The sequence below is a fragment of the Corynebacterium belfantii genome, from assembly GCF_041898185.1.
In the GTDB taxonomy this organism is placed as follows: domain Bacteria; phylum Actinomycetota; class Actinomycetes; order Mycobacteriales; family Mycobacteriaceae; genus Corynebacterium; species Corynebacterium belfantii.
Genome location: NZ_CP157823.1, coordinates 570,724 through 586,749 on the forward strand (window position 1 = coordinate 570,724; position 16,026 = coordinate 586,749).

The following is a 16,026-nucleotide window of genomic DNA, read 5'->3' on the forward strand; positions in this document are numbered from 1 at the left end:
GCCATCGTGCAGTAATGATTGTGGACCAGCGGCGGGTAATGGTGTGTAATGCGCGTGCGCGAAAAGCTGGAATACGAAGGGGCATGCTTGTAAAACATGCCCTTACCCTCGACGAAAACGTCACGATGGTGCCTTACAGCCCTGAACGTGATACCCGAGTGTTTGAACGCATTGTTCGTGATATCGATCAGGTTGCTGCGAATGTCGAGATCGCTCGCCCAGGTATTGTGCTTATCGACGTTCAAGGTGCGGCGGCCTTCCACGGGAGCGAAGAAAAGGCAGCAGAAAAAATTATGGATGTCACCTCAAAAAGCGGCATGGAAAGCTTCGTCGGCATTGCTGATGATATTCCGACAGCGATCATTGCCGCACGTCGTAACACCGTCGTTCCCCTAGGCGGATCTGCCCGCTACCTTGATTCCCAGCCCACTGAATTACTAAAAGTCGAAGAGGCTTTAGAGTGCGACCCTGACACTGTGGCGCGCCTTCAAACATGTGGCCTTACTACTCTCGGGGACATTGCTCGAATATCGCTTCGCGATATCACCACGCGTTTTGGTCCACGCGGACACCACTGTTGGACTATCGCAACAGCACAGACACAGCGCACTATGAGTACACCCACGCCAGAGATCGACCACAGCGTGAGCATCACTCCCGAAGACCCCATTACGCGTATCGACGAAGCCTCCTTTCTAGCACGTTCACTAGCAGCCCAGCTGCACACTCAACTGCATAATGCAGGTCTGACCTGCCACCGCATAAAAATTATTGCAGTCATCGGAAACCAAGCCCACGAACGCACTTGGCGCACCCGCGGTGACCTAAGTGACCACGCAATCAGCGATCGCGTCCGCTGGCAACTAGAAGCATGGCTGACCTCTGTTCCGGAAGGAATCGAAGATTCTGTCGGAATCGTTCAACTGACATTGCGACCTTATGAATGTATGCGACCATCGCAGCCGCAGCTATGGGGAATCAACAAGAGCGATGAGGAATCGGAACAACGAATGATCGCTCGTGTGCAGGCGCTCGTCGGGCCAGAATTTTTTGTGGCACCTTTTCAAAAAGGAGGTAGGGGAAGCACCGATTGTGTGGGATGGGCACCCGTGGGGGAACGTCGATGCGCTGATGAACGAGTCTGGAATGCTGCACTACCTGCGCCGCTACCGGGAATAGTCGACACAGAAGGCATAAAAATTACAGATGCTCACGGAAACGCAGTGACGGTCACTGCGACGATGCAACTGAGCCGCGAGCCTGAAAGATTCCACTATGGTCGCGATGTGTACACAGTGGTGAGCTGGGCTGGGCCATGGCCTGTAGATGACGCTTGGTGGCAACACGAATATTCCGGAATGCGTGCGCGATTACAAATCGTTGCAGAAAAAGACACGGCAGTGCAGGCATGGGTCGTGGTGTGGGAAGAAGAACACGGCCGATGGTTAGCGGAAGGACGTTACGAATAGTGACTAAGACTGACTGCGAATGTCGATGACTACACGGGTAGGTTCGCGAAGCATCTGCACAGAATAAGGATGTTTGCGGTCCAAGCCGACTACAAACTGGGAGCGACCCTCGAAGGTTCCTGCTGCTTTTACCTCAGTAATGTTACCCACCCCTGGCACAACACCAATCTGGGGATCTGGTTTGCCTAGCTCGAACGGCAGCGCAATGCCATCAATATTCACCATCAAAGCAGCATCGCCTTTTATCTCGATAGGAAAACCGCTACCTTGCTGGGCTGGGGAATCGGTGTAATCTACAAACCAACCTGGTGTGCCGGTGCCCTCAAAAACAAAAACGACACGATCGAATGTTTCATGGTGTCCAACACGGACAGAAGTGATGATTCCTTCCGACATATCAGGACGATGGGTCTTGGATTCGATGCTGGCATCCCCGAGCGGTGTCAGACCAGCATTGGAAGAAGTAGACGATGACGCTAAAGAAGCTTTCCTCGCAGTTCCCTGCACAGCGTCGGGGGCATCTGATCCGTTGGAACAACCAGTTAATCCCATAAGGCATGCTGTTCCTACCGCAACGAGAGCGCGTGCGTTTGGCAAGGTGCGACGTCGATAAGCGGGCGTGAACACCGGTGCACAGTCATTCGTCGAAGCCTCAACGTCGCGGCCGAGTGCGGCAACAAAACCGACCATGGGATTTTTATGCATACGCCTACCGTAACCTGTTATGACCTATCAGGGGGAAGCCAAAAGAGAGACTTCGGCAAATCGTTGCCAAAATGATATGTGCTTCGGGGAGGTACTCTAGGGGGCATGGCTCAACTGTGCTCCGATGTTCGCGTAAGTCCACTACCAGGAACTGCAAAAGTAGGGGATACCTACATTTTGTTTGAGTACCATGGGCCGTGGAGTCACGACATCTTAGACGGTGGGACATTTGATAAAGCGACAAGTGCAGCGCTTAAAGCAATAGGTTGTGGCTTTTACCTCATTCGCCGGCACGGGCGGGAAGGGCGTATCGAACGTCCTAAGAAAACTGTCTACCTAGTGTTTGGCAGTGCAGGCGTTGCAGAAAAACTTATGGTCGATGATGTGACTGATCTGTTGAAATTAGACGTCAGCGGACCTGGAAAGAATCGACAATTCGGTGCGGAGCAAGAGCCACAGCCCATCATTTTGGTATGCACCCATGCCAAACGTGATGCTTGTTGCGCGATTAAAGGTCGGCCTATGGCGCAAGCTTTGACAGAGGAGTTTCCAGATTCCCCAGTCTGGGAATGCAGCCACACTGGGGGGCATCGTTTTGCGCCATCAATGGTCCTCATGCCGTGGGGATATACATGGGGACAACTGAACAAACCTGCCGCATTTGACCTGTATCGGTACGCCCAACGCGGTCAGCTTTTCCTCCCCGGCAATCGAGGACGTGGAATTTGGCCAATGAAAGGCCAGATAGCGGAGGTCGCTGTCGCACAGCAGCTTGCACAGGAAGGCGAAACCGTCACACTAGGACAGTTGCGCGTCGATTCTATAGGAGAAGCACACGCTCACGTCGTCGATTCTCATACGGCGAGGACGTGGACGGTGTTCCTCCGTGAAGAAGTTGTGGCAGGAATCGTCGATTCCTGCCACAAACCTCCTAAAACAGGCACCGCATGGGTTGCAGATCGCGTTGAAGACAACGGAGCCTAGACACCACTGTTGATGGCTAAGGCGCAGTAGTACTTTCGGAAGCCGATGGCGACGAACTCGATTCCACAGTGGGCTCGTCGGTAGTCGTTGGTGTTTCTAGTGTTGTTTCTGAAGGAGACGAGCTTGGGCTGCTACTAGGCGTAGGCATGGTGCTTTCAGCGGAACTGGAAGGCTCCATACTTCCGGAAGGAATCGTCGATTCTGTCCAGACAGGGGCCGCAGGTGCAGCGGGAGCCGGTGCCTGGGTAGGTGCTAACCAACCAGCTTTGTTGTTTTCGCCACCGGATAAGGTCATCGACCCCAGAGTGAGAAAGCCCAGTAGGCAGATGATCAAGATGCTTGTCGACGGTCGCACACGGTCGCCGAAGGACAACACCCCATGAGAACGTCGGGGCGTTGTCGCCTCTTCACTTTGTTCTTGGATTTCCCGCATGACTTCTGTACGAGGTAAGTCGATAGTTTCGGCTGCGTGAGAAAGCGCGCGTGTGGTTTCTGGATCAGGGGCGACAGGTGGATGAGCGGAGTGTGTTTCTTCGGCTAATACAAGGGGAGTATCTGCATCGGTGGGGAATTGTCGGAAGGAATCGACGATTCCTTCCGACAACACCACTGCGGAGCTGGCTTTTTCGCCGTAGTCTTTCCACCATTCGTCGATGACTGCGGCGCGGACGCCTCGTTCGATGAGCCATTGTTTGCCGGGGGCGACGTCGATAAGCAGGCGCATGGTGGCGGTCCACGGTAGGCCCATAGCTGTGGGCGGGATGACGTCGGTGGCGGCTTGGAATGAGATGTCGCTGCGGATGTGGGGTGAGAGTTCTGGGTCGTTGATTGCGTGTTGTGCGGCGGCGAGTGTGCGCGTTTTGATTTCGGCCATGGAGCTGCCGGCGGTGATGGGCACGGGGATGGAGATGACTGCACGGGCCCAGCGTGCTGAGGAGTTGACGCACATGCGTGCTTCGCCGTTGGGGACGGTGATTTCGTCGCCGTTGATGGTGCGGATTGTTGTGGCGCGGAGGGTCATGTTGACCACGTCGCCTTCGACGGTGGCTGCGGATCCGAAGAATTTGACCCAGTCGCCGATACCGTATTGCTTTTCGGTGATGATGAAGAATCCACCGAGAAGGTCGCCGATGATTTTTTGGGAACCGAAGCCAACGGCGGCGGATACGACGGTGGCAGGGATCGCAGCAGCAGCGAGGTTAATGCCGAGGTTGTGCATGGCTGTGATGATGAGTGCTGCGTAGGCGATTGCTTCTGCGATGTAGACGATGGCGCCGATGATGGCTTTGCGTCCTTTGGACGCTTCGGTGTCTTCGTCGATGGCGTGGCTCATGCCGTCGATGATGCGGCGGCCGATACGAGGAATCAGAAAACCTATGATCACGAGGATGGCCAGCGCGAATCCATGCGCGATGATCCAGTGTTTCGTGAGTTCCATGATGTAGGCGTAAGGCATGCGCCCAAGGGTAGTCCTGTGGTCGGTGCTACGGGAAGAGATGCGAAGGCGCCCCCGTAGCTGTGCTCACGGGAGCGCCATTGTTGAGTAGTTTTTGCTTATCGACGCATGATCTTCTTGGATAACCAGTTACCGAAGAGTTGGGCAATCTGGACGATGAGGATGATGACGAAGGTGGCAACGTAGGTGACCTGCCAGTCGTAGGCGCGGTAACCGTAGACGATGGCGAAGTCTCCGAGTCCGCCGCCGCCGATGTAGCCGGCCATTGCAGACATGTCGACGATGGCGATGAAGATGAAGGTGTAGCCGAGGACGAGGGGTCCGAGGGCTTCGGGGATGATCACAGAAGTGATGATCTTCCAGGGGCTGGCGCCCATGGCGCGGGCTGCTTCGATGACACCTGGGTCGATGCTGACGAGGTTTTGTTCCACGATGCGGGCGACGGCGAAGGTGGCAGCAATGGACATGATGAACATTGCTGCTTCGCGTCCGATGGTGGTGCCTACGACTCGGAGGGTGAGGGGGCCGAATGCGGTGATCATGATGATGAACGGGATGGGGCGTACGAAGTTCACCAAGATGTTGATGACGGTGTAGACGAACCGGTTGCGCAGGATTCCGCCTGTGCGGGTGGTGTAGAGGAGCACGCCGAGGCCGAGGCCGAGGAGTCCGCCGACTACGAGAGTGACGGAAACCATGATGAGGGTGTCCAGGATTGCTTCGGTGAAGGTGTCGCCGAGTCGGGACCAGTCGGCGGCGAGGATGTGTGTGGTCATCGCTGGATCTCCTGGATGTCGGTGGTGGTGGTGAGGTAGGCGTAGAAGTCGTCAATGACAGACTTTTCACCGTTGAGGCGTACGGTCACTTTGCCGAAGGAATGCTTCTGCAGGGTGGTGATACCGCCGTGGACGATGCCGATGCTGGCGCCTGCGTCTTTTGCTTTGGCAGCAGCGGTGAAGAATCCAGAGTTCTCTGACAAGGTGATGGTAAAGAGGCGGCCTTCGTGTGCGAGGAGATCTTCGGATTCGATGGCATCGGGGGTGTTGCGCAATGAGGTGGACACGAATCGCTTAGCGACGTTGGTTTGTGGGTGCGAGAACACCTCATAAACGCTGCCGTATTCCACAACTTTGCCGGCTTCCATGACAGCGACTTTATCGGCAATGGAACGAATAACGTCCATTTCGTGGGTGATCACGACGATGGTGATACCGAGTTCGCGGTTGACCTTGCGTAGAAGCTCGAGAACCTCATGTGTGGTTTCGGGGTCAAGCGCGGAGGTGGCTTCGTCGGCAAGCAGAAGTGCCGGGTTGTTGGCCAGCGCGCGTGCGATGCCGACGCGCTGCTTTTGGCCACCGGAAAGTTCTTCGGGGTAGTTGCCGCCGCGGTCGCTAAGCCCCACGAATGCGAGGAGCTCGTCGACACGTCGCTTGCGCTCAGCCTTATCGACGCCCGCCAGCTTGAGCGGATACTCAATATTTCCGGCAGCGGTGCGAGAGGTAAACAGGTTGAACTGCTGGAAAATCATGCCGATGTGGGCACGAATGTCGCGCAGTTTCTTCTCGGACATTCCGACGATGTCGGTGCCGTCGAGAAGCAGCTTGCCGGAGGTGGGAATGTCAAGGCCATTGATCATGCGCACCAAGGTGGACTTACCGGCGCCGGAGTAACCGATCACGCCGAGAATCTCACCTGGCTCGACCGTTAAGGTCACGCCATCGAGAGCTGTGATGTTCTTTTTACCGGAGTCGAAGACCTTGGTGATGCCTTCGAACTCGATACGGGTTCCGTTCATGTGTGTAGTAATTGCTTCCGTTTCGTGTTAAGGGGTCTACTTCACCTCAGCCTCGAGGCGATCCAGGATGGCCTGAAGCTCTTCGGGGCTACGCTTTACTTCCACAGAGGTGCCTTTAGAATCCTCCGCGAGAGCTTTTTGCACCTCATCGGTATGCCACAATTCAATGAGCTGAGCCCACTGGGGATTATCTTTGTTCTCCTTGGTGGTTACCATGACGTTAATGTAAGGCTCGGCCTCCGTCGAAGCCGGATCGTCCTGAACAATCGCGGTCTTTGCGTCAATGCCGGACCGCTCCAAGAACGTGTTGTTAATAATTGCGGGCTTGCCCTCACCATAAGCCGCAGGTGATGACGCCGCCTCCACAGGTGTCAGTGTCACCTTCGACTTCGCCGTATCGACGTCCGCCGGAGTAGGGGTGCTCAGTCCTGGTTTCTTCAGCGTGATCAGTTTGTTAGCCACTAGAACATTAATGGCACGAGCTTGGTTCGTGGGATCGTTAGGGATCGCCACCGATTGGCCCTCAATGCCATCGAGAGAATCATGACCCTTCCAAAACAGTGCCAACGGAATGATCTCCGTCGATCCCACGGGGGCCAAATCGGACTTGGACTTCACGTTATATTCCGCAAGGAATTTCAAATGCTGGAACAAGTTCACATCGAGTCGGTTTTGCGACAGTGCTTGGTTCGGCGTGGAGAAATCAGAAAAATCCACGACCTCCAAGTCGATGCCCTGTTCCTTCGCCTTGTCTTTCCATACATCCCACGCCTTCTTTGTAGAGTCCGTGGTACCAATTTTGATGGTGTTGGCATCGGAAGAACCGTCCGAGCACGCAGCCAAACCGGTCGCTGCAACGACAGTTACGGAAAGAATCGACAATGCTGTCCGGAATTTCGTAAAGTTCATGTGAAAACTCTTTTCTATTTTCGTTAACGCACAGGCAGCCTATCGCAGAAAACCGCATTATGTACAGCTCGGTCTAGTGGGGAAGCGGTGTGGCGTTTTTCGTGTCCTTATTTAAGGGGGCCAAGCCCCGCGAACCTCGCACGGAGGTTACGGGGCTTGATGTGATGTAAAGGGTTACTTCTTTTGGTCTGCTTCGAGGCGATCGAGGATTTTTTTGAGCTCTTCGGTGTTACGCTGCACTGGAACGGAGGTTCCCTTGGAGTCTTCGGCTACAGCGTCTTGAACTTCCTTGGAGTGCCAGATTTCAACGAGTTTTGCGATGTTGGCGTCGTCTTTGTCTTCGGCTTTGGTTACGAAGGCGTTGATGTATGGCTCTGCTTCGGCGGAGTTGGGATCATCCTGGAATACGGAGAGTCTAGGGTCGATGCCGGCACGGTCGAGGAAGGAGTTGTTGATGATGGCTGGGGTGCCTTCGCCGTAGGCGGTGGTGGTCTGAGCTGCATCAACGGGGGTGAGCTTTACCTTAGATTTTGCCTCGTCAACGTCGCTAGGTGTTGGGGTGATTAGGCCTTCTTTTTTCAGGGTGAGGAGCTTGGCTTGGACGAGGACGTTGATAGCGCGGCCTTGGTTGGAGGGGTCGTTAGGGATGGCTACGGATTTGCCCTCGATGCCGTCAAGAGAGGTGTGGTCTTTCCAGAACAGTGCGAGTGGAACGATCTCGGTAGCGCCTACTGGGGTGAGGTCAGCATTCTTTCCGACGTTGTATTCGGCGAGGAATTTAAGGTGCTGGAAGAGGTTAACGTCGAGTTGGTCTTGCGCGAGGGCGTCGTTAGGGGTGGAGTAATCGGAGAAGTTTTTAATGTCGAGCTTGATGCCGGCTTCCTTGGCTTTGTCCTCGAATACCTTCCATGACTTTTTGGAGCCGTCGGTGGTGCCGATCTTAACGGTTACCTGGTCGGGGCTATCGGAGGAGTTGGAGCAAGCAACAAGTCCAGCTGCTGCGATAAGAGAGGCGGAGATTAAAGTGACGCTGCGGCGGATTTTCATGATTTGTCTTTCTGTTATGAGGTTTATGTAAAAGTTTCATGCGTTACGACGCCTCCTTGTGTGTAGACATGCTGCGTATGCCCTACATGTGGCGTTAAGTGGAGGCGGCGTCTGCGTGTGATTAGCGAGCGTAGCCCAGTTCGGAAAAAATGTACAGCTTTGTCTACTTTTTTATTCATGTATATGTGAACGTGTGTGTGAATGTGGTAGTTCTAGAAAGGTGGATTGGGTATCTGGTTTCAATGGAAAACCTCTCAAATGGTCGCAATTAGAAGGTGTTTTATCGGGAACGTATCCTCAAAAGCTCAAGCTGGTGAATGTCGGGGGTAATGGGAGTGGTAGTGAAAAGATTCGATATTATTCATCGCAACCATTCGCTGAACTCCATGCAGCGAGTTATTACCATTTCCTCCATGGCGCTAATTCACCAAAAGACATGGTTGCTGCGGCATGCCAGCAGGGGATGAGCGCACTGGCGCTGATTGACCGTGATGGTTTTTATGGGGCCATGGAATTTGCCGAGGCTGCGGCCACTAGTGGTTTGCCCACGGTCTTTGGTGCAGAACTAACTCTTGCCCCTGAACGAATCTTGACTGTTTTAGCACGCGGAGTGGAAGGCTATACCAGCTTGTCCCGATTCATAACCCAAGCGCGTATGCGGGGCAGTAAAGATGTCACTATCTACCCGCCACTGGCTGAGATTGTTGAAGGTATGGGAAAGAATTGCCGATTCCTTCTCAACCATTCATGGTGCACTGACGAATCACAGCTAGAAATATTCGATCCCGACACCGTGGTTTTGGAATACGGCGTGACCATGCGACCCGAGGACGTAGATCACCACGAACTACTTGATAGCATTCGGCAACGCTACGGATTTATGGCGATCGCGAGCGCAGTGCCGAGCGCAGTCGATCGAGTATCCGCGCGCGTCGCTGGGGCGAAACAAGCCTTAGCGCAGCGGGAATCATTGCCACAAGCTACACCGCGTCTGCACCCGATGGGAAGTACATGGATGCGAGGCGGGGATGAGTTGGCGGGAAGCGTCGATAAGCAACTGCTTGACGCTTCTGTTGAGGTGGCCCGTGACTGTGCCTTTGTGCTCGATTTGGTGGCGCCGAACCTTCCACGCTGGCCTGTACCCGATGAGATGGCTCACCTTACTGGGCTGGTGAACGTGCGTTTCGACGCACGCTACCGTGGGCGAAGTGAAGACGTTAAAAACCGGGCGCGGGCTCAAATTGATCACGAGTTAGCTGTTATTAAAGAGTTGGGATTTCCTGGATACTTTCTCATCGTCGACGACATCGTAAGCTTCTGCCGCACAAACAACATCTTGTGCCAGGGTAGGGGGTCTGCGGCCAACTCTGTCGTCTGTTTTGTCCTTGGCATCACTAACGTTGAACCGATCAGCACCGGTTTACTCTTCGAACGATTTCTCTCCCGCGATCGCGAAGGTCCCCCAGATATTGATATTGACATTGAATCGGGGCGTCGCGACGCCGTCATTGCCTACGTGTACGACACCTATGGTCGCGATAACGCAGCTCAAGTAGCCAATGTGATCACCTACCGCACTAAAGCAGCGCTTCGCGACGCCGCCCGCGCCCTTGGCTACCCCAACACCAGCGCCGACGCTTGGTCCACTAATCCCGACGAAGCCCCCAACGCAGTGCGATTCCTTGCGGAACAACTCAAAGGGCAACCTCGACACCTAGGAATCCACGCGGGAGGAATGGTGATCTGTGACCGACCCATCGCAGATGTTGTTCCCACGGAATGGGCTAGAAAACACGGCCGCAGTGTCGTCCAATGGGACAAAGAAAGTTGCGCGAGTGCAGGGCTCGTCAAATTTGATCTACTTGGACTCGGTATGCTTGAAGCGCTCCATCACATGATCGACCTTGTTACGGAAACCACCGGAACGACCATTAACCTCTGGGAACTCGACCTTGCCGAACCCGAAATTTACGCCATGCTCAGCAACGGTGATGCCGTCGGAGTGTTCCAAGTCGAATCCAGAGCACAACTAGCCACACTTCCTAGGCTTCGCCCTAGAGAATTCTTCGACCTCGTTGTCGAAGTAGCCCTCGTGCGCCCAGGCCCCATACAAGGCGGATCCGTTCACCCCTACATCCGCAGACGAAATGGTCTCGAAGCGGTCACCTACGAGCATCCGATTCTCGAACGCAGCCTGCGCAAAACCCTTGGAGTTCCGCTTTTTCAAGAACAACTCATGCACATAGCTGTCGACGCTGCAGGTTTTAGTGGTGGTGAAGCCGACGAACTGCGCCGTGCGATGGGCTCTCGGCGATCCGTTGACACGATGAACAGAATGAAACGGCGATTCTTTGCGGGATTGCGAAGAAACAACATTACAGGCGATATTGCAGACATCTTATGGAACAAAATCGTTGCCTTTGCTGCCTATGGATTTCCGGAATCCCACTCGCGATCTTTTGCCTCGCTAGTGTATTTTTCCGCATGGTTTAAATACCATCATCCCGCCGAGTTTTATGTGGGACTGCTTCGTGCTCAGCCGATGGGTTTTTACTCGCCACAGTCGTTATTAGCCGATGCTCGTAGGAAGGAATTGACGATTCTTTCCCACAGCATCAATAAATCTCAGGTAGAAGCCACCGTAGAAAACGGGGCTATTCGCTTAGGGCTGAACATGATTAAAGGAGTAGGGAAAACAGAGGCAGAGGCAATCGTGGCCCATGCGCCTTATCGGGACATTGCTGATTTGTCGCGCAGGGCAGGATTGGGGGTGGCTGTGGTTGAAGCATTGGCGCGATCTGGAGCATTGGAAACGCTAGGGGTGGGGCGTCGACAAGCATTGTGGCAGGCGGGGGTGGTGGCAACAGAGAAGTCTGCTATGTTGCCGGAGTTGTCGATGGTATCTGCCCCCTCATTACCTGGGATGAATGCGTTTGAGCTGATGGCGGCAGATATTGCGATGACAGGGGTGAGCAGTGAGAATCCAGTGGCGTTGTTGCGTCGTCAGTTAGAACTTCGTGGCGTGATACCCGCATCGGAATTGCTGAACTGTGAGAATGCTCGTCGGATACTTCTTGCAGGAGTAGTTACACACCGGCAGCGTCCGCAGACGGCTGCGGGTGTCACATTTTTGGGATTAGAAGATGAGACAGGTTTGGCCAATGTAGTCGTCTCGGTTGGCTTGTGGAAGCGGAATCGTGCTGTAAAAGTGGCGCGGGCGGTACTTGTTCGTGGGGTGGTGCACAATGCGGATGGGGTGGCGTCGGTGACGGCTGATCGCGTGGAGGAGTTGCCTTTTGCGGAGATGATGAGTGCTGGGTCACGAGACTTCCGCTAGGAGGTTTTATTGTGAAAATATGATGCTTATGGATAGCACGATGAATGCGGTGTCGCCAAAGCTGGTGAAAGCTCGATATTGTGCAGTAGTGCCTTTTCTTGTTGTGTCGATACTGGGAAGCGCTGCGTCCGCTGTCTTTTTGTGGTCATGGATGTGGATTGTCGCAGGGGTGTGGGTGGCGATTTTGGGGTGGGCTGTATGGCTGATTCCAGCGCAGGTGCGCAGGATAGGGTGGCGCGAAGATACCGACGAATTGCTGATTACGAAGGGTAAATTGTGGCGAACTCTCACCGTGGTTCCTTATGGGCGTTTGCAGTTCGTGGACGTTCAAGAAGGGCCTATTGCGAGGCGTTGTGGTCTTGCAGAAGTAGAGATCCACACGGCATCGTCGACAAGCGATGCCAGCATCGCGGGCCTTCCGGGAGGGTGTCAGGTGTTTTGTGTGTGAGGCTCTGATCCAGAAGGAGTTTCACTGATAATGACTACCGTGTCACCGAGGAAAGGTCATGACCCGAACAGGGTCAACGAGATCAGCGCTAAGCTGATGGAAAATCCGGAAATCGCCGAACTGATCGGCGAGTTGTCGACTTCCACCGATGATGCCAGCGACCTGGTCAAAGGTCTTTTGCAGGCATCGATCAACGCTGGTCTGCAGGCTGAAATGGACGCGCATCTGGGATACGCGCACTCTGATCGTACGGCGAAAGCCCAGCTGGGCACCCCGGATGGTGGCAATCACCGCAACGGGTCGTACACCAAAACCGTCAACTCTGGCTACGGCACCTTTGATGTGACTATGCCCCGGGATCGAGCTGGCACGTTTACGCCGCGGATGCTGCCTAAAGGCACCCGCCGTCTGACGGAGCTTGATGACATGATCATCTCCCTGTACGCCGGTGGGATGACCGTGCGCGATATTTGCCACCACCTCGCCACCACCCTCGGGGTGGATATGAGCCCAGATACGATCAGCACCATTACCGACGCGGTGTTAGAAGAGGTCATGATCTGGCAAAACCGCCAGCTCGACGAGTTCTACCCAGTGATCTTCCTCGACGCGCTGCGAGTGAAGATCCGCGATGGCCACCGCGTGGTCAACAAGTCTTGCTACATGGCGGTAGGCGTCGACATGGACGGCATCAAGCACATCCTGGGATTGTGGATCGCAGACAATGAAGGCGCCAGTTTTTGGGCATCCGTGTGCGCTGACCTTGCCAACCGTGGGGTCCAAGACGTGTTCATCGTCTGCTGCGACGGGCTCAAAGGCCTGCCGGAAGCCGTGGAGGCAACCTGGCCGAATTCCATGGTGCAGACCTGTATCGTGCACCTGATCCGGGCGGCCAACAGGTGGGTGTCCTACCAAGACCGCAAACCCGTATCAAGTGCGCTACGGGAGGTCTACACCGCACCGACCGAGGACACCGCCCGCGCCGCCCTGGACGCATTCGAGGCCAGTGAACTGGGCCGTAAATACCCGCAATCGGTCAAAGTCTGGCGCGACGCCTGGGACCGGTTTGTGCCATTTTTGCAGTTCCCGCCTGCGGCACGGCGGGTACTCTACACCACGAATTCGATCGAATCGCTGAATGCTGAGCTGCGTAAAGCTACTCGTAACCGCGGCCAGTTCCCGAACGATACCGCGGCGCTGAAAACGCTGTGGCTGATGATCTGCAACATCGAGGACAAGCGCGCTGCCCAGCGAGCGAAGAAAGCGAAGCGCGCCATCGAATGCAACGGCTATATTGAAGGAGCGAAAGCCACCGGGTGGAAACAAGCCATCAACCAACTAGCCGTGGCTTACCCCGACCGATTCGCGGACTACTTGTAAACCAAGCCCCCGCACACAAACAATCGGACACTCTCCCTTCCGGTCGCGGACGCGTATGCGTTGCGTCAGCGACTAACCGATAAAGCGCGCGAGAGGCTTAGCGGGCTATGAGTGAGATCGAACAAACCGCGTTGCACGAGCAACGTATCGACGTCTCCTCTATGCATCGTGTTCATAGGCTGACCCCCTTACTACAATTTTGGCACAGCATTTTTGCACTCTTTGTCGTCATTGCCCTCAACGTGGATAAAGACGAAGCTATAACTGTGCTGCAGCACCAGAAATATCTTTGGTGGTTGTTGGGAGGAATCGTCGGTTCTTTCCTGGTCGTTTGGGCAATTTCGGGCGTGTGGTGGCGCAGTATTGGATACAGCATTACTGACACCGAAGTTATCGTTGCTAAAGGTGTGATCAATCGGTCAGTGCGTAGCGCGCGGCGAGATCGTATCCAGGCGGTTGACATTGTGGAATCAGTTCTTGCACGAATTTTTCGGGTTGCTGAGGTACGCATCGAGACAGCGGGCGGCAATGATTCAGTTCTGACTATTGGGTATGTCTCTAGGGATCGTGCTGGAAAGATTCGACGATTCCTTATAGAAGGGGAGATAGAATCCACGAAAAATGATTTAGTTATTCCAGTAGAACGCATTTTATTGGCAACAGCGTTGACACATGGCGTGTGGATGGCTGTTTTTATTGGTCTGTGGTTTGTGCCAGGTGGGGCAGCGGTGTCGATCCCAATGCTGGTGGGTGTTGGGCCATCGGCGTGGAATGTTATTGATACAGGTTGGCGGTTTACGCTGCGATTAGGCCAGTCGTTTGTCGGGGATCTGGTTGACGAGGGCAGCGCTGACAGTGATTTGGAGCCGACGATTCATGTGGAATATGGTTTGGCGGATCGCCGTAAGCAGTCGATTCCGTTGCGACGTATCCATGCTGTGCGTATGTCGCAGCCGGTGTTGTGGCGTTTGTGTGGTTGGTGGAAAGTAACGGTGACAGTTGCAGGTTATGGGGTAGGAGATAAAAAGGTGGGGACCTCGGTGTTGTTGCCAGTGGGGTCGAAAGCGCAGGCGATGGCGTTGGTGGCGATGCTAAAAGGGGTCACGGTTGACCCCGAGTCGCCGAAGGACGTGGCATTTTCAAGTCCGCGGCGTGCGCGGTGGGTTTCGCCTATCGACGTTTCCTCCCAAGTTGTGGAACTGCTGGGCGACATTGTGGTCGTTCGGTGGGGTGTGGTGTCGCGCCGGGCTGCGTTGGTGCAGCGTAGTCATGTCCAGGAGCTGACGTGTGTTGAAGGGCCGATTCAGCGTTGGACGAGATTGCGCACAGTGCGTTTGGATTTGGTGCATGGTCCGGTAGCTATGAGTGCTAGAGATTTGGATTGTGACGATGCTTCGAAGCTGCTTACCCTCATGGGGGATCGTAAATTCAATATGCTGAACAATTAATCTTGTTACTTGTGAACAAAGGTGTTACCGTTCTTGGTAAACAAGTTTGTCAAACAGGAGAAGTATCATGCGTAAAATCGTTGGTGGTGTTGTGGGAGGAATCGTCATCTCCTTCCTCCTCGTTGGTTGTTCGGGCGGTCAGGGGGCGTCGACAAGCACGAAGGCCGACGACTCCAAACTTGGAGTTATCGCCACCACGACTCAAATCTGCGACTATGTCAAACAAATCGACGCTGACGTCGACCTCACATGCCTGCTTGCACCGAATGCTTCCGCACACGATCACGAGATGACTCGCGAGCAAATGGATGCGCTATCTAAAGCCGATATTTTGCTGAAAAACGGCGTTGATCTCGAGCACTTCCTCGACGATGCAGTTGTTTCCTCAGGCTTTAAAGGCACCACCGTTGACACCTCCGAAGGTGTGAACATTGCGCCATGGCCATTCGCACCAGAAGATGGTGAGGAACCAGAATTCAACAATGATCCGCACATCTGGACCAGCCCTAAGAACGCAAAAATCCAGGTAGCAAACATTGGCAAAGCTCTCGAAGCCGCCGATTCTGCCCACGCTGATGACTACAAGAAGCACGTGGATAGCTACATCAGCCAGCTAGAAGACCTCGACACCTGGACTGTACAATCCCTGAAATCTGTCCCAGAGGCCGAGCGAATCCTATTCACCTCCCATGACGCATTCGGGTATTTCTCCCGTGATTACAACGTCAAGTTCATCGGTGCAGCGCTCAGCGACTTCAACGAACAGCAAGATGCCACCGCCGACCATATCGCCAAGGCTGCACAGCAGGTGCGCGACTCCAAAGCCAAGGCACTATTCGCGGAAAACTCTAACAATCCTCGGTCAATCGAAGCAGTAGCAAAGGCTGCCGGAGTTAAACTCGGTGGCGAACTCTACGGTGACTCCCTAGGCCCAGACGTCACCTACACGCAGTCGATTGTTCACAACGTTGAAACGCTTATCGACGGCTGGGGTGGCAAGATTGCCGAAAAACCAGCATCCATCGCACACTAACAGCAATCGGTAAAC

General features: G+C 54.4%; 13 protein-coding genes. 7 read left to right on the plus strand and 6 right to left on the minus strand.

Annotated elements, in window-relative coordinates:
* Positions 1 to 41 precede the first annotated feature (41 nt).
* A complete protein-coding gene (locus ABMV07_RS03025) occupies positions 42 to 1,469 on the plus strand; it encodes a DNA polymerase Y family protein (protein WP_374065002.1) in 1,428 nt (475 codons plus the stop codon).
* Positions 1,470 to 1,472: 3 nt separating this feature from the next.
* Here the strand turns inward: ABMV07_RS03025 and ABMV07_RS03030 are convergent, their stop codons facing one another.
* Positions 1,473 to 2,174, minus strand: coding sequence for a hypothetical protein (locus tag ABMV07_RS03030; RefSeq protein WP_196977894.1), 702 nt, complete (start codon positions 2,172 to 2,174; stop codon positions 1,473 to 1,475).
* 105 nt (positions 2,175 to 2,279) lie between these two features.
* Between ABMV07_RS03030 and ABMV07_RS03035 the strand changes: the two genes are divergently transcribed.
* Positions 2,280 to 3,158: a sucrase ferredoxin gene (locus ABMV07_RS03035; RefSeq protein WP_196977895.1), complete on the plus strand. Its 879-nt coding sequence runs from the start codon at positions 2,280 to 2,282 to the stop codon at positions 3,156 to 3,158.
* Between the two features lie 16 nt (positions 3,159 to 3,174).
* Here the strand turns inward: ABMV07_RS03035 and ABMV07_RS03040 are convergent, their stop codons facing one another.
* The 5 genes from ABMV07_RS03040 to ABMV07_RS03060 all read right to left on the minus strand — a co-directional run bounded on the left by ABMV07_RS03040 (position 3,175) and on the right by ABMV07_RS03060 (position 8,365).
* On the minus strand, positions 3,175 to 4,614 hold the full coding sequence (locus ABMV07_RS03040; protein ID WP_374064852.1) for a mechanosensitive ion channel family protein: 1,440 nt from the start codon (positions 4,612 to 4,614) through the stop codon (positions 3,175 to 3,177).
* Between the two features lie 98 nt (positions 4,615 to 4,712).
* On the minus strand, positions 4,713 to 5,390 hold the full coding sequence (locus tag ABMV07_RS03045) for a methionine ABC transporter permease (RefSeq protein WP_004566952.1): 678 nt from the start codon (positions 5,388 to 5,390) through the stop codon (positions 4,713 to 4,715).
* Positions 5,387 to 6,409: a methionine ABC transporter ATP-binding protein gene (locus tag ABMV07_RS03050; protein ID WP_088267651.1), complete on the minus strand. Its 1,023-nt coding sequence runs from the start codon at positions 6,407 to 6,409 to the stop codon at positions 5,387 to 5,389. The genes ABMV07_RS03045 and ABMV07_RS03050 overlap by 4 nt, the downstream gene beginning before the upstream one ends.
* Before the next feature lie 36 nt (positions 6,410 to 6,445).
* Positions 6,446 to 7,318, minus strand: coding sequence for a MetQ/NlpA family ABC transporter substrate-binding protein (locus ABMV07_RS03055; RefSeq protein WP_374064853.1), 873 nt, complete (start codon positions 7,316 to 7,318; stop codon positions 6,446 to 6,448).
* A gap of 174 nt (positions 7,319 to 7,492) precedes the next feature.
* A complete protein-coding gene (locus tag ABMV07_RS03060) occupies positions 7,493 to 8,365 on the minus strand; it encodes a MetQ/NlpA family ABC transporter substrate-binding protein (RefSeq protein WP_196981435.1) in 873 nt (290 codons plus the stop codon).
* Positions 8,366 to 8,558: 193 nt separating this feature from the next.
* Here ABMV07_RS03060 and ABMV07_RS03065 point away from each other — a divergent pair, with 193 nt between their 5' ends.
* The 5 genes from ABMV07_RS03065 to ABMV07_RS03085 all read left to right on the plus strand — a co-directional run bounded on the left by ABMV07_RS03065 (position 8,559) and on the right by ABMV07_RS03085 (position 16,011).
* Positions 8,559 to 11,702 carry an error-prone DNA polymerase gene (locus ABMV07_RS03065; RefSeq protein ID WP_374064854.1) on the plus strand — a complete coding sequence of 1,048 codons (3,144 nt, stop codon included), beginning with the start codon at positions 8,559 to 8,561 and terminating at the stop codon, positions 11,700 to 11,702.
* A 40-nt stretch (positions 11,703 to 11,742) separates the two neighbouring features.
* Positions 11,743 to 12,150: a PH domain-containing protein gene (locus ABMV07_RS03070; RefSeq protein WP_374065003.1), complete on the plus strand. Its 408-nt coding sequence runs from the start codon at positions 11,743 to 11,745 to the stop codon at positions 12,148 to 12,150.
* A gap of 30 nt (positions 12,151 to 12,180) precedes the next feature.
* Positions 12,181 to 13,530, plus strand: coding sequence for an IS256-like element IS1132 family transposase (locus ABMV07_RS03075; RefSeq protein WP_374063848.1), 1,350 nt, complete (start codon positions 12,181 to 12,183; stop codon positions 13,528 to 13,530).
* 107 nt (positions 13,531 to 13,637) lie between these two features.
* A complete protein-coding gene (locus ABMV07_RS03080; RefSeq protein ID WP_196981433.1) occupies positions 13,638 to 14,978 on the plus strand; it encodes a PH domain-containing protein in 1,341 nt (446 codons plus the stop codon).
* Positions 14,979 to 15,045: 67 nt separating this feature from the next.
* The gene (locus ABMV07_RS03085; RefSeq protein ID WP_088267646.1) at positions 15,046 to 16,011 is read left to right on the plus strand and encodes a metal ABC transporter substrate-binding protein; all 966 of its coding nucleotides are present in this window, start codon (positions 15,046 to 15,048) and stop codon (positions 16,009 to 16,011) included.
* Positions 16,012 to 16,026 lie beyond the last annotated feature (15 nt).